An 18,859-nucleotide genomic window follows, 5' to 3' on the forward strand; every position below is an offset into this window, starting at 1 on the left:
AGCCGGTCAGGCGCTCTTTGCCTTTTTCGGCGCTGCCTTCTTTGCGGCGGCCTTCTTCGGCGCCGCCGTCTTCGGGGCGGCCTTGGTCTTCGGCGCGCGGGCCTTGCCCTTGCCGCCCTTGGCCGCCTTTTCGGCGATCAGGGCCAGCGCCTCGTCCAGCGTCACGGCCTCCGGCGAGACCTCCTTGGGGAGCGTCGCATTGACCTTGGCCCATTTCACATAAGGACCGTAGCGCCCCGCCATGACCTGCACCGGCCCGCCATCGGGATGTTCACCCAACTCGCGCAGGGGCGCCGCCGTCGCAGCCCCCCGCCCGCCGCGGGCGGCCTTCTGCGCCAGGACCTCCACCGCGCGGTTCATGCCGATGGTGAAGACCTCTTCGACCTCGGGCAGGTTGGCGTAGGTCGTGTTGTGCTTGACGTAAGGCCCGTAGCGGCCGATCCCGGCCTCGACCAGCGCGCCGTCGTCGGGATGGGGGCCGATGGCGCGGGGCAGGTCCAGCAGCATCAGCGCGCGTTCCAGCGTCAGGCTGTCGGGCGCCCAGCCCTTGGGCAGGCTCGCCCGGCCGGGTTTGGGATTGTCCTCCGTCGCCTCGCCGCGCTGGACGTAAGGTCCAAAGCGCCCCGCACGCACGGTGATCGGGTTGCCATCAGCGTCCTCGCCCAGAGGCTTTCCATCCGGCGTGACCGCCTCTTCCCCGTTCGGGGCCGAGATCGGGCGCGTGTAGCGGCAATTCGGATAGTTGGAGCAACCGATGAAAGCCCCGCCAGACCGCGCGGTCTTCAGGTTCAACCGCCCTTCGCCGCAGGTCGGGCAGATGCGCGGGTCGGTGCCATCGGCCCGCGGCGGGTAAAGATGCGGGGCAAGGAAATCGTCGATCTTTTCCAGAACCTCGCCGATCCGGAGGTCCGCCGTCTCGGCGATCGCGGCGGTGAAATCGCGCCAGAAGCGCGCCAGCACTTCCTTGTAGTCCCGGTCGCCGGCCGAGATCTCGTCCAGCTCGTTTTCAAGATCGGCGGTGAAATCGTATTCCACATAGCGGCGGAAGAAGTTCGTCAGGAAGGCCGTCACCAGCCGCCCCTTGTCCTCGGGGAACAGCCGCCCCTTGTCCTTGCGCACATAGTCGCGGTCCTGGATCGTCGTCACGATCGAGGCATAGGTGGACGGACGCCCGATCCCCAGCTCTTCCATCCGCTTGACCAGCGTGGCCTCGGTATAGCGGGGCGGGGGCTGGGTGAAATGCTGCTCGGGCGCCACGGCGCGCTTGTCGGCCGCCTCGCCGCGCATGATCTGCGGCAGGCGGGCCCCGTCCTCGTCGCCGTCGTCGTCGCGCCCTTCGTCGTAGACCTTGAGGAAGCCGTCGAAAAGCACGACCTGCCCCGTCGCGCGCAGCTCCACCTCTCCGTCGGCGCTGCCGATATCGACCGTGGTCCGTTCCAGCCGCGCGGCGGCCATCTGGCTGGCAAGCGTGCGCTTCCAGATCAGGTCGTAAAGCCGCTTCTGCTCGCCCTCGGCCTTGAGGCCATCGGGCGACTGCATCATGTCGGTGGGCCGGATGCATTCATGCGCTTCCTGCGCATTCTTTGCCTTGTTCTTGTACATGCGCGGGCTGTCGGGCACGTATTCCGCCCCGAAGCGCGCCTTGATGGCGTCGCGCGCGGCCATCACCGCCTCGGGCGCCATGTCGATCCCGTCGGTCCGCATATAGGTGATGTGCCCCGCCTCGTAGAGGCGCTGCGCCGCCGCCATGCAGGCCTTGGCCCCCATCCCCAGCTTGCGGCTGGCTTCCTGTTGCAGGGTCGAGGTCATGAAGGGCGGATAGGGGTTGCGCGCGGCGGGCTTCGCCTCCACCGACTTCACTGTCAGGTCGCGGGACCGGATCGCCTGCACCGCGAGCTCGGCGGCGGTTTCGTTGGCTAGGTCGTAGCGGTCGAGCTTCTTGCCGCCCAGAACCGTCAGCCGCGCCTGGAACTCCTGGCCGCGGGGCGTCGCGAGCGTGGCCGTCACCGTCCAGTATTCGCGTGCCCGGAAGGCCTCGATCTCCAACTCGCGCTCGACGATCAGGCGCAGGCAGACCGACTGCACGCGCCCGGCCGATCGTGCGCCGGGCAGCTTGCGCCAAAGGACCGGCGACAGGTTGAACCCCACGAGGTAATCGAGCGCCCGGCGCGCGAGGTAAGCCTCCACCAGCTCCATGTCCACGTCACGCGGATGGGCCATCGCCTCGCTCACCGCGGATTTGGTGATCGCGTTGAAGGTCACGCGGCGAACGGTCTTGCCCTTCTTCAGGCTTGAGGCCAGCGCCTCCTTCAGGTGCCAGGAAATCGCCTCGCCCTCGCGGTCGGGGTCGGTGGCGAGGATGAGCGTGTCGTCGGATTTGAGGGCCTCGGCGATGGCGCGGACATGCTTGCGGCTGTCCGGCGCCACCTCCCATTTCATGTCGAATCCGGCGTCAGTATCGACGGAACCGTCCTTGGCCGGCAGGTCGCGGACATGCCCATAAGAGGCCAGGACCGTATAGTCCGGGCCCAGATACTTGTTGATTGTCTTGGCCTTGGCTGGGGATTCGACGACCACGACGGCCATGACTGCCTCACTCGCATGCTTCTTCGACTTGGGCGCGGAACATGGGGGGCAGGACCGGGTAATGTCAATGACCGCGCCACAAACAGCCCTTTCGGATGGGGTTTGAGCCCCGAACCGTTGCCATTTTCCGGGCGCCGCGCCTTCGGCCACGGGGTGGGTCGAAACGGCCCCGCCGCCAGTTCGCGGACCGAAAACCGATGTCACGCCCGCGACAGAAGGCCCCCCGGCGCGCGCTGGATGCGCCCGTCCATTTCCAGAAGGACAAGCTCCGGCGCGACGACCGCGGCGGACAAAGCCAGGTCGCGGATCAGTTGATCCTCCGAAAGCGGGCTCGGCCCCAAGCGGTCGAGGATGCGGCGTTGCAGAGGGCCCGCGCCTGCCCCTGCCTCTCGCCCTTCATCACGCGACGCGGGGGGCACCGGGACCGGCCGGGGCGCATCCGCAGCCCCGCCTGGCGCGCGCCGCGCAGGGGCCGGCCCGGTAGGAAGCGCCTCGGGAAGCGAGGCCAAGGCCGCCAGAACGTCTTCCGCCCCGCGAACGAGCGTCGCGCCATCCCGGATCAGGGCGTTGCAGCCGGACGCGCGCCCATCGAACGGGTGGCCCGGAACCGCCAGAACCTCGCGCCCCTGGTCGAGCGCGATGCGCGCGGTGATCAGGCTGCCGGATTTTGCGGCGGCCTCCACCACGATCACGACGCGCGCCAGCCCGGCGATGATCCGGTTGCGCATCGGGAAATGCCGGGCCATCGGCTCCAGCCCCGGCGGCTGTTCGGACAAGCGCAAGCCCCGGCTCGCTATATCGGCGGCAAGTGTTGCGTTCTCGGCCGGATAGACATGATCGACCCCGCCCGCCATGACCGCCACCGTGCCGGTGCCCAGCGCGGCCGCATGCGCCGCCGCGTCGATCCCGCGGGCGAGCCCCGACACGATGACATATCCTTCGGCGCCCAGCCCCTCCGCCAGCCGCCGCGCCATGCGTATCCCGAGCGACGATGCACCGCGCGCGCCCACGAGCGCGACCATCGGGCGCTCCAGCAGGTCCATGTCGCCCAGCGCCCAGAGCACAGGCGGCGCATCCGCGATTGTCGCGAGCGCGGCCGGATAGCCGGGCTCCCCCCGGCACAGAAGACGGGCACCGGCAGCCCGGCCGGCCTGCACCTCCCGAAGGGCCGCAGCCTGCGAACAGGGATCGTAGCGCGCCACGCCCGCGCCGCGCGCGATCCCCGGCAGGGCGGCCAGCGCGGCTTGGGCACTGCCATGTTCCGCCATCAGCCGGTAAAACGTCGCAACGCCCACACGGTGGGAGCGAATGAGGCGGAGCCACGACAGTCTGTCGTCTTCCGTGGTGGGTGGGGTGAAGGGGGTGGGGTAAGAAAACAAACCTTGTCCCTCGTGCCTTCGCCTCATTCGCAAGGCCGACAATCCCGCAGCAAGGTTAACCAAGGGTTACGAATCGCGGCAGTTTTGGCGTTGGGGGCAGTTTTTGAGACCGGCCGCGTCTTGAAAGGTTGGGGAGAGCGCCGGAGGGTAATGTTCTATGGAACCGACCCGCGCGCCGGAGGCACCAGGAACCGTACACCCTATAACATTCCTCCGGCGGCGCAGCCGCGCGCCCGTCCAGACTTAGACCGCAGGGCTAAACTCCCCGCAAGGCTGGAAAACCTTACCCTGGGTCAGGCCGCCGAGCCGCCCACCGTCAGGCCCCCGATCAAAAGCGTCGGCTGTCCGACCCCGACCGGCACCCATTGCCCGGCCTTGCCGCAATTCCCGACCCCCGGGTCAAGCTTCATGTCGTTCCCGATCGCCCGGATGTTGCGCATGGCCGTCGCGCCGTCGCCGATCAGGGTCGCGCCCTTGACCGGAGCGCCGACGACGCCGTTCTTCACCCGGTAGGCCTCGGTGCATGAAAAGACGAACTTGCCGTTGGTGATGTCGACTTGGCCGCCGCCGAAGCCGACGGCATAGATCCCGTCCTTCACCTCGGCCACGACGGAGCCGGGCTCGGCGTTGCCGCCCAGCATGTAGGTGTTCGTCATCCGCGGCATCGGGATATGTGCGAAGCCTTCCCGCCGTCCGTTGCCGGTCGTCTTCACGCCCATCAGGCGCGCGTTCTGCCGGTCCTGCATGAAGCCCACCAGGATCCCGTCCTCGATCAGCACATTCCGGCCCGAAGGTGTGCCCTCGTCGTCGATCGTGATCGATCCGCGCCGGTCGGGGATGGTGCCATCGTCCAGCACCGTGACGCCCGGCGCCGCAACCCTTTGCCCCATGAGCCCGGCGAAGGCCGAGGTGCCCTTGCGGTTGAAGTCCCCCTCAAGCCCGTGGCCGACCGCCTCGTGCAGCAGCACCCCGGGCCAGCCGGCCCCAAGCGCCACGTCCATCACGCCGGCGGGCGCGGGCTCCGCGCGCAGGTTGACAAGCGCGATGCGCAGCGCCTCGCGGGCGACCGACTGCCAATGTTCCGGCACCATCAGCGCCGCCAGCCCCGAGCGCCCGCCGCCGCCATGCCCGCCGCTTTCGCGCCGGCCGTTCTCCTCGACGATGACGGAGACATTGAGACGGCTCATCGGGCGGATGTCGGAGACCAGCCCACCCTCAGGCCTGAGGATGAAGACCTCTTGCAGCGAGGCCGCGATGGTGGCGGAGACCTGGACCACCCGCGGATCGAGCGCGCGGGCGAAGGCGTCGATCTCGCGCAGGGTCTCGACCTTGATCCCGAAGCTCGCGTCGGCCATCGGGTCGGCCTCGGTGTAAAGCTTGCGGTTGGTGCCCGCCGGCGGCGCGGCCAGGATGCCGCCACCCGAGCCGACCGCCAGCCGCGCGGTTTCCGCCGCGCGCCGCAGCGCCCGCTCAGATATCTCGGTCGAATGGGCGTAGCCCGCGACATCGCCGTTCACGGCGCGCAATCCGAACCCTTCGGAGGCATCGTAGCTCGCATTTCTCAGCCGGCCGTCGTCAAAGACCAGCGCCTCCGACCGGCGCCGTTCGAGAAACAACTCGCCATCCTCGCCCCCTGCCACGGCCTCGCGCAGAATCGCGAGCGCGTTGCCCTCGTCCAGGTGGGTGTCGAACGGGGAAAATCGGGCATCGTTCATGGCAGATCGCTTTCCTGTCCTTGATATCGATCAAAAGCGACGCCGTGCCGCGTTGGTTTCACTTGTCGCCTTGCTTCTAATATGATTTTAGGGATCGCGTATACAACCGGCTCGGTCACGGAAAGGACGGGGCCGGAAAGCGGCATGACAAGCCGCGGCAGGAACGGGAACACGACATGCGCTTTGCGACCAAACTTTCCGGCCTCGGGGCCGCCATCACCGCAACCCTCTTCGCCGGAGCGGCCCTTGCCCAGGACGGAATCACGGGCCTGGAAAGCGTCGGCAAGCCGCACGCGGCCGGAACGGGCTTCCAGCCGGCGGCGACCGAACTGGCGCGCGACCAGCAATGGCTCGACGGGATGCTTCTATACCTCTGCATTGCCGTCTCGGCGCTGGTCATGGTGCTTCTGCTCGTCGTGATTCTGCGCTTCAACAGCCGCATGAACCCCAAGCCCGCGAAATTCAGCCACAACACCCCGCTGGAGATCGCCTGGACGCTGGTTCCGGTTCTGATCCTCATCATGCTCGGTGCGAACTCGCTGCCCATTCTCTTCAAGCAGCAGCAGATCCCGCATGGCGACGTGGTCATCAAGGCGACCGGCAACCAGTGGTTCTGGTCCTATGAATATCCGGACGAGGAAATTGCGTTCGACAGCTTCATGCTGGCGCGCGAAGACCTGGCCGCGAACGGCTACAGCGACGACGAATACCTTCTGGCGACCGACAACGCGGTTGTGGTGCCTGTCGGCAAGACCGTGGTCGTGAACGTGACCGCCGCCGATGTGATCCATTCCTGGACCGTGCCGGCCTTCGCCGTCAAGCAGGACGGCGTCCCGGGCCGCATCGCCCGCCTCTGGTTCAGCGCCGAGCGCGAGGGCGTATTCTTCGGCCAGTGCTCTGAACTCTGCGGCAAGGACCACGCCTACATGCCGATCACCGTCAAGGTCGTCAGCGAAGCCGCCTATGCCGACTGGCTTGCCCGTACCAAGACCGCGGCACTCGGCACCTCGGCGCCGATCAAGGTAGCCTCGTCCGAGTAAGGACTTGCGGCTGGGCGCGCCTCCGCGCGCGCCCGACCACAGGGGGAAAAGATGAGCGATCTGAGCGCCTATGAACACACGCAGGAGGCGGAGTTTGGCGATTACGTCCAGCTCCTGAAGCCGCGCGTCATGTCGCTTGTGGTCTTCACGGCGATGGTCGGCCTGATCGTCGCCCCTGTCGCCGTCCATCCCTTCGTCGCCTTCACCTCCATCCTCTTCATCGCGCTCGGCGGCGGCGCCTCCGGCGCGCTGAACATGTGGTACGATGCCGACATCGACCGCGTGATGCGCCGCACCCGCAGCCGGCCCATTCCGGCAGGCCGCGTGACCGAGGGCGAGGCTCTGGCCTTCGGCCTCGCGCTGTCCGCGATCTCGGTCCTGATGCTTGGCCTGGCCGCGAACTGGTTCGCGGGCGCGTTCCTCGCCTTCACCATCTTCTTCTACGCGGTCGTCTATACGATGTGGCTGAAGCGCTCGACGCCGCAGAACATCGTGATCGGCGGCGCGGCGGGGGCCTTCCCGCCGATGATCGGCTGGGCTGTCGCCACGGGCGGTGTCTCGGTCGAATCCGTGCTGATGTTCCTGCTGGTCTTCATGTGGACGCCGCCCCATTTCTGGGCGCTGGCGCTGTTCATGAAGGACGACTACTCCAACGCCCGCGTGCCGATGCTGACCGTCACCCATGGCCGCCCGGCCACGCGCAAGCACATCTTCGCCTACACGATCCTGCTGGCGCCCTGCGCGCTCGCGCTGGCGCTGTCCTCCATCGGCGGACCGGTGACGCTGGCGGCGGCGATCGTTCTGAACGCGCTCTTCATCCTCGGCGCGTTCCGCATCCTGCGGCGGAGCGAAGAGGCCGCACAGGCCGACGGTTACAAGGCCGAGAAAAGCTTCTTCAAGCTCTCGCTCGCCTATCTCTTCCTGCATTTCGGCGCGCTTCTGGTCGAGGCCAGCCTGACGCCCTTCGGGCTGGGGGGCTGGTGATGGCCATTCAACCCGAACACGAGCTTCACCGCCGCCGCTGGGGCCGCAACCTGGGCCTGGGCCTGGTGCTGGGCGCCTTTGTCGTGCTGGTCTTCGGCCTGACGATCGTCAAGGTTTCGCGCCAGGATGAAAACGGCAATCCGCCGCGCGCGGAGGCGAGCCAATGAAGCGTCTTGAGGGGAACAACCGCACGGCCGCCATGCTGGTCGGTGTGATCGTGACCATGGGGGCGCTGGCTTGGGCGGCGGTACCGTTCTACAGCTGGTTCTGTCAGGTCACGGGCTACGGCGGCACCCCCAGCATCCGCGAGGCCGGGGCTGACCGGGTGCTCGACCAGACCATCAACGTACGTTTCGATGCGAACACCGCGCAGGGGATGGGCTGGGAATTCCGCCCGCTCCAGAACGAGATGACGCTGCGGATCGGCGAAACCGGCATGGCCTTCTATGAGGCCTACAACCCGACGGACCATGCGATCGCGGGCCAGGCGAGCTACAACGTGGCGCCCGACCTTGCGGGCTACTACTTTTCCAAAATCCAGTGCTTCTGCTTTACCGAGCAGGTGCTGCAACCGGGGGAGCGGGTGAAGATGCCGGTCATCTTCTTCGTCGACCCGGATATCGTGACGGACAGCGATGCCAACGGGATCCGTGACATAACTCTCTCGTATACGTTCTTCGAAATCGACCTGCCCAAGGCTCAGGCGGCCCTTCCGCCCGCCGAAGGGCCAAACTATAACTGAGGCCAAATCAGGGAAACCGACATGGCGCACGCGAAAAACCACGACTACCACATCCTGCAACCCTCCCTCCTGCCGTTCCTCGGCGCGGTCGGTGGTTTCATCATGCTTTTCGGCGCCGTCCTGTGGATGCATGCCGTCACGCCATTCATCTTCCTGATCGGCCTCGCGCTCGTGCTCTACGTCATGTTCGCCTGGTGGTCGAACGTGGTGCACGAGGCCCAGACCGGCGACCACACCCCGGTGGTCCGGATCGGGCTGCGCTACGGCTTCATCCTGTTCATCATGTCCGAGGTGATGTTCTTCTCGGCCTGGTTCTGGACCTTCTTCAAGCATGCGCTTTACCCGATGGGGCCGGAAAGCCCGCTGGTCGATGGCGTCTGGCCCCCCGCGGGCATCGAAACCTTCGACCCCTGGCATCTGCCGATCATCAACACGCTGATCCTGCTCTGCTCGGGCGCCGCGGCGACGTGGGCGCACCACGCCATCGCGCACGACAACAACCGCAAGGACATGATCAACGGCCTCGCGCTGGCGGTGATCCTGGGCGTCTGTTTCACCTTCCTCCAGGCGTTCGAGTACAGCCACGCGGCCTTCGGCTTCGCCGGCAACATCTACGGCGCGTCCTTCTTCATGGCGACGGGCTTCCACGGCGTACACGTCATCATCGGCACGGTCTTCCTGCTGGTCTGCATGATCCGGGCGATGAAGGGCCACTTCACCCCCGATCACCATGTCGGCTTCGAGGCCGCCGCCTGGTACTGGCACTTCGTCGACGTGGTGTGGCTGTTCCTCTTCGCCGCCGTCTACGTCTGGGGCCAGTAAAACGCGGCCCCCGCGAGTGGACTGACAAGCGCGGGGGAGACCCCGCGCTTTCGTTTTGAGGTGATGATGCGCCGCGTTCTCTTTCCCTTGATCCTGGGCCTTGGCGGCATCGCCATCCTGCTGTCCCTAGGGTTCTGGCAGCTTGGGCGGCTGGAGTGGAAAGAGGCGATGCTGACGGAGATTGCCGCCAAGATCGATGGTGCGCCCGTTGACATCGCAGCCCTGGGCCGCCCCGACCCGGTCACGCAGCTTTACCTTCCCGTGACCGCCAGCGGCCGCACGACGGGCCAAGAGGCGCTTGTGCTGTCGGGCAAGAAAAACGTCGGCGCGGGGTACGAGGTCATCGCCGTTTTCGAAACCGACAGCGGGCGCCGGGTGCTGATCGACAGGGGCTTTCTGTCCGAAGACGCGCGTGACGCTTCGCGGCCGCCCGTCGCCTTGACCGTATCGGGAAATCTGCACTGGCCGAACGAGGCCGACGCCTACACGCCGCCGCCCGATGCCGCGACCGGTCTCTGGTTCGCGCGCGATGTGGGCGCGATGGCCAAAAGCCTGGGAACCGAGCCGCTCATGATCGTCCTGCGCACGGCAGAGGGGGACGCCCAGGGGATCGAGCCGCGGCCGGTCGATACCTCCGGCATTCCCAACGACCACATGAACTACGCAATCACCTGGTTTTCGCTGGCTTGCGTCTGGGCGGGGATGACACTCTACCTGCTCTGGCGTATCAGGCGGAGAACGATCTGAGGACGGAAGAATGCGCTACGTATCCACGAGGGGTCAGGCCCCGATCCTGAGTTTTGGCGAGGCGATGCTGACGGGCCTGGCCCGCGACGGCGGGCTCTATGTGCCCGAGACCATCCCGACGCTCGACAAGGATGCGATCGCCGCGCTCGCGGGCCTGTCCTATGAGGATGCCGCCTTCCGCGTCATGCGCCCCTTCGTCGGCGATGCCTTCTCCGACGACGAGTTCCGCAGCGCCATCGCCAAGGCCTATGCCGGGTTCGGGCATGCCGCCCGTGCGCCGCTGGTTCAACTCGCCCCCAACCATTTCCTGCTGGAACTGTTCCACGGCCCGACGCTCGCCTTCAAGGACTTCGCGATGCAGCTGATCGGCCAGCTTTTCCAGATCGCGCTTCAGCGCGACGGGCGGCGGGTGACGATCGTGGGGGCGACCTCGGGCGACACCGGGTCGGCGGCGATCGAGGCGTTCCGCGGCCTCGACAACGTCGATGTGTTCATCCTCTTCCCGCATGGCCGCGTGAGCGAGGTTCAGCGCCGCCAGATGACGACCCCGTCCGAGGGCAACGTGCACGCGCTGGCGCTTGACGGAACCTTCGACGACTGCCAGTCGCGGCTCAAGGACATGTTCAACCATTTCGAGTTCCGCGATGCGGTCGGGCTTGCCGGCGTGAACTCCATCAACTGGGCGCGGGTCCTGGCGCAGGTGGTCTATTACTTCACCTCGGCCGTGTCGCTGGGCGCCCCGCACCGCAAGGTCAGCTTCACCGTTCCCACCGGCAACTTCGGCGACATCTTCGCGGGCTACATCGCCAAGCGCATGGGCCTGCCCATCGAGAAGCTGGTGATCGCCACCAACCAGAACGACATCCTGCACCGCTGCCTGACCACCGGGCGCTACGAGATGGGCGGCGTGAAGCCCTCGATCTCGCCCTCGATGGATATCGAGATCTCCTCGAATTTCGAACGCGCGCTGTTCGAGGCCTACGGGCGCGACGGCGGCGCGGTCGCGCAGTTGATGGACGAGATGAAGGCCAAGGGCGGCTTCGCCGTCAGCCAGGGCGCGATGGAATGGCTTGGGGAGACCTTCGCCTCCGGCCGCGTCTCCGAGGATGAGACCCGCGCCTCGATCGCAGATGAGCGCGCGGCTTCGGGCGAGCTTCTTTGCCCCCATTCCGCCGTCGGCGTGAAGGTCGCGAAGGATCACCTGGGCGCGGTTCCGATGGTCACACTCGCGACCGCCCACCCCGCCAAGTTCCCCGACGCGGTCGAAGCCGCGACCGGCATCCGCCCTGGCCTGCCCCCGCGCATGGCTGATCTGTTCGACCGGGCAGAGCGCGTCACACGGGTTCCCAACGATCTCGCGGCCCTTGAGGCCATCGTTCACGAAAGGCGCGCCCGGTGAACACCAATCTGACAACGCTGCCCAACGGATTGAGGATCGTCACCGAGCGCATGCCCGGACTGGGCTCCGCCGCCGTCGGGCTCTGGATCAACGCGGGCGGACGGCACGAGCGCGCGGACCAGAACGGCATTGCGCATTTCCTCGAACACATGGCCTTCAAGGGCACGCCCACCCGCAGCGCGCTGAAGATCGCCGAAGAGATCGAGGATGTCGGCGGCTATATAAACGCCTATACCTCGCGCGAGATGACGGCCTACTACGCCCGCGTGCTGGAGGCCGACGTGCCGCTGGCGCTGGACGTGATCTCCGATATCGTGCTCAATCCCCTCTTCGAGGAGAAGGAGATCGAGGTCGAGCGCCACGTGATCCTTCAGGAGATTGGCCAGGCGCTGGATACGCCCGACGACATCATCTTCGACTGGCTGCAAGAGGCGGCGTTCCCGGACCAGGCGATGGGCCGCACGATCCTTGGCCCGGCCGAACGGGTTTCGGCCTTTGGCAAGACGGACCTGCGCCGCTTCGTGGCGGAGCACTATGGCCCCGACCGCATGATCCTGGCCGCTGCGGGCGCTGTCGATCACGACCAGATAGTGAAGCTCGCCGAAGCGACCTTCGGCCACTTGCGGCCCGTGGGCGAGCCTGCGCCCGAACCCGCGCGCTGGCAGGGCGCGGAGCGGCGCGAGGAAAAGGACCTGGAGCAGGTCCATTTCGCCATGGGCTTCGCAGGCCCCGGCTACCGCCATCCCGACCTCTACACAGCCCAGATCTACTCGACCGCTATGGGCGGGGGCATGTCCTCGCGCCTGTTCCAGAAGATCCGGGAGGAACGCGGCCTGTGCTACTCGATCTATGCGCAGGCGGGCAGCTACGACGAAACCGGCATGATCACGATCTATGCCGGAACCTCGGCAGCCGAGATCGGCGAGCTTTGCCATCTGACCATGGACGAGTTGAAGCGCGCCACCGAGGACATGACCGAGGCGGAGGTCGCCCGCGCCCGCGCCCAGCTCAAGGCGGGGCTGGTGATGGGCCTCGAAAGCCCGACCTCGCGTACGGAACGGCTGGCCCGCTACACCGCGATCTGGGGGCGCGTCCCGCGTCTGGAGGAAACCGTCGAGAAGATCGAGGCCGTGACCACCGCGGGCGTCCGCGACTTCGCGGCCCGGATGGTGGAAGGAACGGCGGCCCTTGCCCTTTACGGCCCCGTCACAGGAGCACCGCACCTTGAGCGGTTGCGCGAAAGGCTCGCGGCCTGATGCTGATGCGGCGCCGGAAGGTCCGGATCGAGACGGAGCGGATGACGCTTCGCCTGCCCGCCCATTCCGACTACCGCGCCTGGGCCTCGTTGCGAAGCGACAGCCGCGAATTCCTGGTTCCGTGGGAGCCGACCTGGTCCTCCGACCATCTGACGCGCCGCGCCTTCACCAACCGCGTCTACTGGGCCTCCCGCGCCGCAGGGGGCGGGACGGCGCTCCCCGTCTTCCTGATCCGGCGCCACGATGACATGCTCCTTGGCGCGCTGACGCTCGACAACATCCGCCGCGGGCCGGCACAGGCCGGAACGATGGGCTACTGGATCGGCGCGCCCTATGCCCGCCAGGGCTACATGCGCGAGGCGATCCGCGCGATGGTGCACCACGCCTTCACCGAACTCGACCTCAGCCGGATCGAGGCAGCCTGCCTTCCCGAAAACGCGGCCTCGCGCGGCGTTCTGGAGAAGTCGGGGTTCAAGTACGAAGGGGTGGCGCAAAGCTACCTTCAGATCAACGGACGCTGGCGCAACCACGTCCTTTACGCCAACCTTAGGGCCGACCGGCGGGGGCGGACGGACATCGGCTGAAGGGCCGTTCCCGCGACGCGCCGGGATTAGCGCTTGCCGAAGCCGGGGCGCCATGCTTCACCCTGTTGTCATGCTCAATCCCGCCGACGACGCCTTTGCCCAAGCCCTGTCCGCCGTCCTTCCCGAAGGCACGGTCACGCGCGCACCGGACCACTATCTTGAGGAGCCCCGGCGCAAGGCCGCAACACCCGCCGCCCTGCTCGCCCGCCCCCGGTCGATAGATGAGGTCGCCCGGATCGTCCGGACCTGCACCGAGGCGCGGGTGGGTATTGTCCCCTGGGGCGGCGGCACCGGCCTGGTTCAGGGGCAGGTCAAGCCCGAGGGCCCGGCGCCACTGATCCTGTCGCTGGAACGCATGGCCCGCGTCCGCGCCCTCCACGCCGAGGAAAACGTGATCGTCGTCGAAGCCGGTGCGACCCTGGCCGAGGTTCGCACGGCGGCGGAGGCGGCTGGCCGGCTCTTTCCGCTTTCGCTTGCCTCGGAAGGCACCGCGCGCATCGGCGGCAACCTGTCCACCAACGCCGGCGGGGTCAACGTCCTGCGCTACGGCAACGCCCGTGACCTATGCTTGGGGCTGGAGGCAGTGTTGCCCGACGGTTCGGTCCTGAACGGTCTGACGCGCCTGCGCAAGGACAACACGGGTTACGCGCTGAAGGACCTGCTCATCGGCGCAGAAGGGACGCTGGGCATCATCACCGCCGCCGCGCTCAAGCTCTTCCCGCGCCCAGCCGGGGTGGGCACGGCCTTCTTTACCGTCACCGGCCCCGGCGCGGCGCTGGCGCTTCTGGCCCGCGCCCAGGCGCTCACCTTCGGCGGCGTCACCAGTTTCGAGCTGATCCACCGCCAGGGCCTGCTCTTCCTCGACGAGTGCCTTCCCGACCTGCGCCAGCCCTTCGCCGACCGCCCGGAGTGGAGCGTGCTGGCCGAAATCGGCCTTCCCGAAGGGCCCGCCCCCGAAGACATCCTTGCGACCCTTTTCGAGGCGTCGCTTTCGGACGGCCTCGTGACCGACGGCGTCATCGCGGCCTCGCTGACGCAGCGGCAAGCCTTCTGGACGCTGCGGGAATCGCTGCCGGAGGCCAACCGGCGGATCGGGGCGGTGTCGTCGCACGACATCTCCCTGCCCCTGTCCGAGATCGAGGGTTTCGTGGCGGAGGCCCCGGCCCGCATTGCGGCAATCGCCGATCTGCGCATCAACTGCTTCGGCCATCTGGGCGACGGCAACCTGCATTACAACGTCTTCCCGCCCAAGGGCGGCGAGGCGCGCGCGTTCAGGCACCTTGCCCCCGCGGTCATGGACTGTGTTCACGCGATGGTCGCCGCCCGCGGCGGATCGATCAGCGCCGAACACGGGATCGGACGGTTGAAGGTCGCCGACCTCGAACGCTACGGCGACCCCACGAAGCTTGCGGCCATGCGCGCGATCAAGGCGGCGCTCGACCCGCTGGGCATCATGAATCCCGGCGCCGTGCTGCGGCAGGCGGATTAACCCCGCCGGCTGGAGAACCGGCGGGGTCCGCGGGGAAACCCCGCCTGCAAGGAGCGAAAGGCCGGCATCGAACCGGCCGCCGCGATCCTTGCGCGCATTTCCCCAACAAGCCCTTAACGCGGCCAAAAAAATCGACCCTGCGGCCTCAGGCGCCCTCGAACTCGCACAGGACATGGACGTTCATGCCCAGCTTCTCAAGAAGCGCCCTCCCGCCCAGCTCGGGCAGATCGACGACGAAGGCGCAACCGATGACCTCGGCGCCCAGCCGTTCGCAAAGCTTGATCCCGGCCTCGCAGGTCCCGCCGGTGGCCAGAAGGTCGTCAACGATCAGAACCCTTTCGCCCGCCATCAGGGCATCCTCGTGGATCTCCATGATCGCCTCGCCGTATTCGAGCTTGTAGGCCTGGCTGACCGTCTGGCCCGGCAGCTTGCCCTTCTTGCGGATCGGCACGAAGCCCCTTGTCAGCTGATGCGCGATGGCCCCGCCGAGGATGAAGCCCCGCGCCTCAAGCCCCACGACCTTGTCGATCCGCTCGCCCGCGTAGGGGTGCAGAAGCTGGTCGATCGCCATGCGGAACCCGCGCGCGTCGGCAAAAAGCGTGGTCACATCGCGGAACATGATCCCCTCGTGCGGGAAGTCGGCGATGGTGCGGATATAGTCCTTGACGGTCTGCTTCATGGGGCCTCCGGAGGGTCGCGCGCCGCTTCTGGTAGCACGGGTCGCGGCGCCCGCGAAGGGGCCGATCGCTAGTCCCGCCGGATGATCCCGGTGATCGCCGCCGCGCCGAGCGCCGTGACAATCCACCCGGCCGAGGAGAGAACCCATCGCGCCCACCAGAGGACACGCCCCCAAGCGCCGCGATTGGTGGAGGGCGCCCATGCCGTCGTCTGCCCAAGCGTCAGGATCGGGACGACCACATCGAAGCCGTAGGCATAGCGGTTGAACGTCTCCCAATCCTGACCCGGCGCGCCGCCGGCGGACTAGGTCACCGCGGGGTTCACGACCGCCGGATCGTCTGCCAGCCCCATCCATCCATCCGAGACGAGCATCACATCGGAGTTGGGGGCAAAGCTGCCCTCGTTCCACGCCCGGCTGGCAATAAAGGTTGCGAGCAGAAGCAGCAGGGTCAGCACCACAAGGCTTCGCCCCGGCGCGCGGCCGTAGCCCACCGTGAATCGCAGCAGGATATCCCAGAACCACAGCACCCCATTGCGCAGGTCTGCCCAGACACTTGTGAAGGCAGCGCCCACCGAGCCGTCCGGGGTAATTCGGCCACGCGCCCTGGCATCCTGACGCATCAACTGCTCCTGCCGCATACCTACAACCCGCGCCGCGCGCTCATGGCCCATTTCACGGTAGACCTTGGCAAGTTGGGCGTAGGGTTGGGGCAGAAACTCACCTTCCCAATGATCGCCCTTGGAGAGCCATTCGAGGTGCTTGGCGACATCGGTGAAGCCTGCAATCTTGTCGTAGATGAAGCCGTCGAGGATTAGCCGACCCGGATCTGGCCAACTTTCTGAGTCATCAACGAGGTCGTCGACACGAGCACTCTCCAATCTAATTAACCCTAACGAAACCTTCACCTCTCGCCAGAAGAAGCCCTGTTCGACCCGCAGCCTTTCTGCGCTCAGCGCATCCCCTTCAGCGTTCTCGAAATCCCCCCCTCGCAACTAAGCTGCCCACCGATCTTCGCGCGGGCAAGGCTCACCTCACCTGTGGAATGAAAGCCCTTGCGTAGACGGACCGAGCCCGTGATCTCGGCACCTTCGATATTCAGACCGGATAGCTTGCTTCCCTGAAGGTTGAGCATCTGAAACCGGGCCTGAGGTGCCGTGAGTTCCTTTTCAAAGGCGCAGTTTACAAACCCTCTCAGGCCGACCGCCGTCGTGGAGCGCAGGTCCAGCCTATCGCGGACATAGGCACCGCTTAGCATTACCCCGCTTTCATCCACCCGGCAATCATCGCTGCCGCCCAGGATCAGGAAGCGCAGCAAGTCCGCGCGGATGGTGCGGTCGGGGTCCGGGCCCTCTGGCCGTTTTCCGTCACCAAGGGTGCAAGGCACGCCCCGCCGGCAGCACTCGATCAGGTCGCGTTCGGGATCGGTCAGGGCCTCGTCGCCCTTCAGCGCCTTCCATTCCTTCAATGTGCTGTAGCGCGTCAAGAATGCCTCCGTCAAATGCCGGAATCTTGGCCGAAGGCGGGCGGTCGCGCAAGCCGGGCGTCAGGCGCCCAGCACACGCCCCGCCACGGCGTCGAGCCGGGCCACCAGGGCCGCGTCGCGCTTGTTCGGTGCGGTCATGATCGCGTGCTCCAGCGCCCGGTCGCAGCCGCAGGGGCAGGCCGCGGGGCGGTCGCCGAGATGCGCGGGCAGGCGGGCGACCAGGGTGCGGGCGTTGGCAGAGTTCTGCGTCAGCGTGCGGATCACGGCGGCCACATCGACCGCGTCATGGCCGGGGTGCCAGCAGTCGTAGTCGGTGACCATCGCGACCGAGGCATAGCAAAGCTCCGCCTCGCGGGCGAGCTTGGCCTCGGGCATGCCGGTCATGCCGATCACGTCGGCGCCCCAGACCTCCCGGTACAGGCGGCTTTCGGCGAGGGTGGAGAACTGCGGCCCCTCCATCGCCAGGTAGGTGCCGCCCCGGTGGACCCGGACACCGGCGGCGGTGCCCGCCTGTGCCGCGGCCTCCGAGAGCCGTGCGCAGGTCGGGTGGGAAAAGGCCACATGCGCCACGCAGCCGGTGCCGAAGAAGGACTTCGCCCGCGCGAAGGTGCGGTCGATATACTGGTCCACGACCACGAAGTCCCCCGGCGCCATCTCCTCCCGGAACGACCCGCAGGCGGAAACGGCGAGGACATCGGTCACGCCAAGGCGTTTGAGCGCATCGATGTTGGCCCGGAACGGAACCTCGGAGGGGGCATGGACATGGCCGCGCCCGTGACGCGGCAGGAAGGCCATGGCGATCCCGTCCAGGAGGCCCGTCAGGATCGCGTCCGAAGGCGCCCCCCAGGGCGTGTCGACGTGCCGCCATTCGGCATCGGCCAGCCCCTCGATCTGATAGACGCCCGAGCCGCCGATGACCCCGATCATGGGTTGCGCCATCCGTTCCCTCCTTGGTTGCGGCGACCACGCTAAGCGCATCTGATAGGAGACAAAAGGAGGAAATCCGGTCCGGTTTGCGAAGAAATCGGGTCATCTTATGCGCACCGTCATGCAAGGATAACCGTGCGGCGGGGTAGGCTTAGGACGCGTTTGGACGGCAGCGGGGTGGTCATGGTGGCGGTTGGCGGGCGAAATTGGGCAGGGGCTTGGCTCTTGCTGGGTCTGGTGGCTTTGTGCCCGCGTGGAGCCTCAGCGGCGGAGTTGACCTGCGCCGACCCGGGGCTCAGCGCCAGCGCGCGCAGCGCGGCGCTGGCCGCCGAGGCCTGCGCGGCCGGCACCGAAGCGAAACGGGCGTTGGCGGCCTGTGGGCTGGCCCAGACGCAGCCGATCCGCATCGCGGTGGTCGAACAGGCCATGCACCCAAGCTTCGGCGCCTGCCTCGCGATTTACGATGTTCGGGCGGGTTGCCTGGAAATCACCGAACCCGACCGGATCGCACCGATGCTGGCGGGCAAGGACGCCCGCGCCGATCTGCCCGCCGAAGAGGTCTTCGACGCGCTGATCGCGCATGAGCTGGCCCATGCGCTGGTCGCGCAATCCGCCCCGGAGATCAGGGTCGGCCCCGCCGAGCAGGAGTTCATCGCGAATGTCTTCGAGATGATGGCGCTCCCGCCCCGATCGCGTGAACTTATGCTGAGCGCGCATCCGGTCGATCCCCCGGGTTCGCTCAGCGTGGTTCATGCCAGCGTTTACGTCCTTGCGCCGCGCGCCTTCGCTAACAACGCCTGGCGTGTCTTTGAGGCCGAGGGCAATGGCTGTGCGCTGGTCCAAAGGATCATCGCCGGGGAGTACCGCTTCCCGGCGCGCTAAGCACCAGGCTTGATCCCCCGTGGCCTTTAACGGATGATCCGCGCGAAAGCATTTTGTCCGGACGAGTGATTTGATGAGCGACCGCGTGGCGATTTTTGTGGACGGCGAAAACCTGAGCGCCAGTCATGCGGCAGCAATTCTCGAC

At 67.0% G+C, this 18,859-nt stretch carries 18 protein-coding genes; 11 read left to right on the forward strand and 7 right to left on the reverse strand.

Translation table 11 applies throughout. The features are described 5' to 3' along the window. Window positions 1–6: 6 nt before the first annotated feature. From topA to tldD, 3 genes are all read right to left on the reverse strand, one after another. Window positions 7–2,586 carry a type I DNA topoisomerase gene (topA, locus tag OE647_RS12690; RefSeq protein WP_263722110.1) on the reverse strand — a complete coding sequence of 860 codons (2,580 nt, stop codon included), beginning with the start codon at window positions 2,584–2,586 and terminating at the stop codon, window positions 7–9. 200 nt (window positions 2,587–2,786) lie between these two features. Next, window positions 2,787–3,965 carry a DNA-processing protein DprA gene (dprA, locus tag OE647_RS12695; RefSeq protein ID WP_263722111.1) on the reverse strand — a complete coding sequence of 393 codons (1,179 nt, stop codon included), beginning with the start codon at window positions 3,963–3,965 and terminating at the stop codon, window positions 2,787–2,789. A 293-nt stretch (window positions 3,966–4,258) separates the two neighbouring features. Beyond that, window positions 4,259–5,680: a metalloprotease TldD gene (gene tldD, locus OE647_RS12700; protein WP_263722112.1), complete on the reverse strand. Its 1,422-nt coding sequence runs from the start codon at window positions 5,678–5,680 to the stop codon at window positions 4,259–4,261. Between the two features lie 176 nt (window positions 5,681–5,856). On the opposite strand from tldD, the gene coxB reads away from it, so the two are divergent. The 10 genes from coxB to OE647_RS12750 all read left to right on the forward strand — a co-directional run bounded on the left by coxB (window position 5,857) and on the right by OE647_RS12750 (window position 14,743). Beyond that, on the forward strand, window positions 5,857–6,720 hold the full coding sequence (gene coxB, locus OE647_RS12705; protein WP_263722113.1) for a cytochrome c oxidase subunit II: 864 nt from the start codon (window positions 5,857–5,859) through the stop codon (window positions 6,718–6,720). A 51-nt stretch (window positions 6,721–6,771) separates the two neighbouring features. Next, entirely contained in the window at window positions 6,772–7,704 is a 933-nt protein-coding gene (gene cyoE / locus OE647_RS12710; RefSeq protein WP_263722114.1) for a heme o synthase, read from the forward strand. Next, window positions 7,704–7,871, forward strand: coding sequence for a hypothetical protein (locus OE647_RS12715; RefSeq protein ID WP_263722115.1), 168 nt, complete (start codon window positions 7,704–7,706; stop codon window positions 7,869–7,871). Before cyoE ends, OE647_RS12715 begins: the two co-directional genes overlap by 1 nt. Next, a complete protein-coding gene (locus OE647_RS12720) occupies window positions 7,868–8,446 on the forward strand; it encodes a cytochrome c oxidase assembly protein (protein ID WP_263722116.1) in 579 nt (192 codons plus the stop codon). Before OE647_RS12715 ends, OE647_RS12720 begins: the two co-directional genes overlap by 4 nt. 21 nt (window positions 8,447–8,467) lie before the next feature. Beyond that, window positions 8,468–9,268, forward strand: coding sequence for a cytochrome c oxidase subunit 3 (locus tag OE647_RS12725; RefSeq protein ID WP_263722117.1), 801 nt, complete (start codon window positions 8,468–8,470; stop codon window positions 9,266–9,268). Between the two features lie 63 nt (window positions 9,269–9,331). Then, entirely contained in the window at window positions 9,332–10,015 is a 684-nt protein-coding gene (locus OE647_RS12730; RefSeq protein WP_263722118.1) for an SURF1 family protein, read from the forward strand. A gap of 10 nt (window positions 10,016–10,025) precedes the next feature. Continuing rightward, window positions 10,026–11,414, forward strand: coding sequence for a threonine synthase (gene thrC / locus OE647_RS12735; RefSeq protein ID WP_263722119.1), 1,389 nt, complete (start codon window positions 10,026–10,028; stop codon window positions 11,412–11,414). Further along, on the forward strand, window positions 11,411–12,670 hold the full coding sequence (locus OE647_RS12740) for a M16 family metallopeptidase (RefSeq protein WP_263722120.1): 1,260 nt from the start codon (window positions 11,411–11,413) through the stop codon (window positions 12,668–12,670). Before thrC ends, OE647_RS12740 begins: the two co-directional genes overlap by 4 nt. Further along, a complete protein-coding gene (locus OE647_RS12745; protein WP_263722121.1) occupies window positions 12,670–13,254 on the forward strand; it encodes a GNAT family N-acetyltransferase in 585 nt (194 codons plus the stop codon). The genes OE647_RS12740 and OE647_RS12745 overlap by 1 nt, the downstream gene beginning before the upstream one ends. A 70-nt stretch (window positions 13,255–13,324) precedes the next feature. Then, window positions 13,325–14,743: an FAD-binding oxidoreductase gene (locus tag OE647_RS12750; protein WP_263722174.1), complete on the forward strand. Its 1,419-nt coding sequence runs from the start codon at window positions 13,325–13,327 to the stop codon at window positions 14,741–14,743. A gap of 145 nt (window positions 14,744–14,888) precedes the next feature. Here the strand turns inward: OE647_RS12750 and OE647_RS12755 are convergent, their stop codons facing one another. The 4 genes from OE647_RS12755 to OE647_RS12770 form a co-directional block, all read right to left on the reverse strand. Beyond that, window positions 14,889–15,422 (reverse strand): adenine phosphoribosyltransferase, encoded by a 534-nt coding sequence (locus tag OE647_RS12755; protein ID WP_263722122.1) that lies wholly within the window; start codon window positions 15,420–15,422, stop codon window positions 14,889–14,891. Between the two features lie 302 nt (window positions 15,423–15,724). Next, window positions 15,725–16,300, reverse strand: a complete 576-nt coding sequence (locus OE647_RS12760) for a hypothetical protein (RefSeq protein WP_263722123.1) — start codon at window positions 16,298–16,300, stop codon at window positions 15,725–15,727. 71 nt (window positions 16,301–16,371) lie between these two features. Then, window positions 16,372–16,905 carry a hypothetical protein gene (locus OE647_RS12765; RefSeq protein ID WP_263722124.1) on the reverse strand — a complete coding sequence of 178 codons (534 nt, stop codon included), beginning with the start codon at window positions 16,903–16,905 and terminating at the stop codon, window positions 16,372–16,374. Window positions 16,906–16,965: 60 nt separating this feature from the next. Then, a complete protein-coding gene (locus OE647_RS12770) occupies window positions 16,966–17,844 on the reverse strand; it encodes an S-methyl-5'-thioadenosine phosphorylase (protein WP_263722125.1) in 879 nt (292 codons plus the stop codon). 261 nt (window positions 17,845–18,105) lie between these two features. Here OE647_RS12770 and OE647_RS12775 point away from each other — a divergent pair, with 261 nt between their 5' ends. After that, window positions 18,106–18,714 carry a DUF6639 family protein gene (locus OE647_RS12775; RefSeq protein ID WP_263722126.1) on the forward strand — a complete coding sequence of 203 codons (609 nt, stop codon included), beginning with the start codon at window positions 18,106–18,108 and terminating at the stop codon, window positions 18,712–18,714. Window positions 18,715–18,859: the final 145 nt, after the last annotated feature.

It is taken from the genome of Albidovulum sediminicola (assembly GCF_025751575.1).
In the GTDB taxonomy this organism is placed as follows: Bacteria; Pseudomonadota; Alphaproteobacteria; order Rhodobacterales; family Rhodobacteraceae; genus Albidovulum; species Albidovulum sediminicola.

Coding starts and splice junctions, on each gene's coding strand:
- coxB (WP_263722113.1), top strand. CDS start 5,857: ATGCGCTTTGCGACCAAACTTTCCGGCCTCGGGGCCGCCATCACCGCA.
- OE647_RS12730 (WP_263722118.1), top strand. CDS start 9,332: ATGATGCGCCGCGTTCTCTTTCCCTTGATCCTGGGCCTTGGCGGCATC.
- tldD (WP_263722112.1), bottom strand. CDS start 5,680: ATGAACGATGCCCGATTTTCCCCGTTCGACACCCACCTGGACGAGGGC.
- OE647_RS12715 (WP_263722115.1), top strand. CDS start 7,704: ATGGCCATTCAACCCGAACACGAGCTTCACCGCCGCCGCTGGGGCCGC.
- OE647_RS12750 (WP_263722174.1), top strand. CDS start 13,325: ATGCTCAATCCCGCCGACGACGCCTTTGCCCAAGCCCTGTCCGCCGTC.
- topA (WP_263722110.1), bottom strand. CDS start 2,586: ATGGCCGTCGTGGTCGTCGAATCCCCAGCCAAGGCCAAGACAATCAAC.
- cyoE (WP_263722114.1), top strand. CDS start 6,772: ATGAGCGATCTGAGCGCCTATGAACACACGCAGGAGGCGGAGTTTGGC.
- thrC (WP_263722119.1), top strand. CDS start 10,026: ATGCGCTACGTATCCACGAGGGGTCAGGCCCCGATCCTGAGTTTTGGC.
- OE647_RS12755 (WP_263722122.1), bottom strand. CDS start 15,422: ATGAAGCAGACCGTCAAGGACTATATCCGCACCATCGCCGACTTCCCG.
- OE647_RS12770 (WP_263722125.1), bottom strand. CDS start 17,844: ATGGCGCAACCCATGATCGGGGTCATCGGCGGCTCGGGCGTCTATCAG.
- OE647_RS12725 (WP_263722117.1), top strand. CDS start 8,468: ATGGCGCACGCGAAAAACCACGACTACCACATCCTGCAACCCTCCCTC.
- OE647_RS12745 (WP_263722121.1), top strand. CDS start 12,670: ATGCTGATGCGGCGCCGGAAGGTCCGGATCGAGACGGAGCGGATGACG.
- OE647_RS12720 (WP_263722116.1), top strand. CDS start 7,868: ATGAAGCGTCTTGAGGGGAACAACCGCACGGCCGCCATGCTGGTCGGT.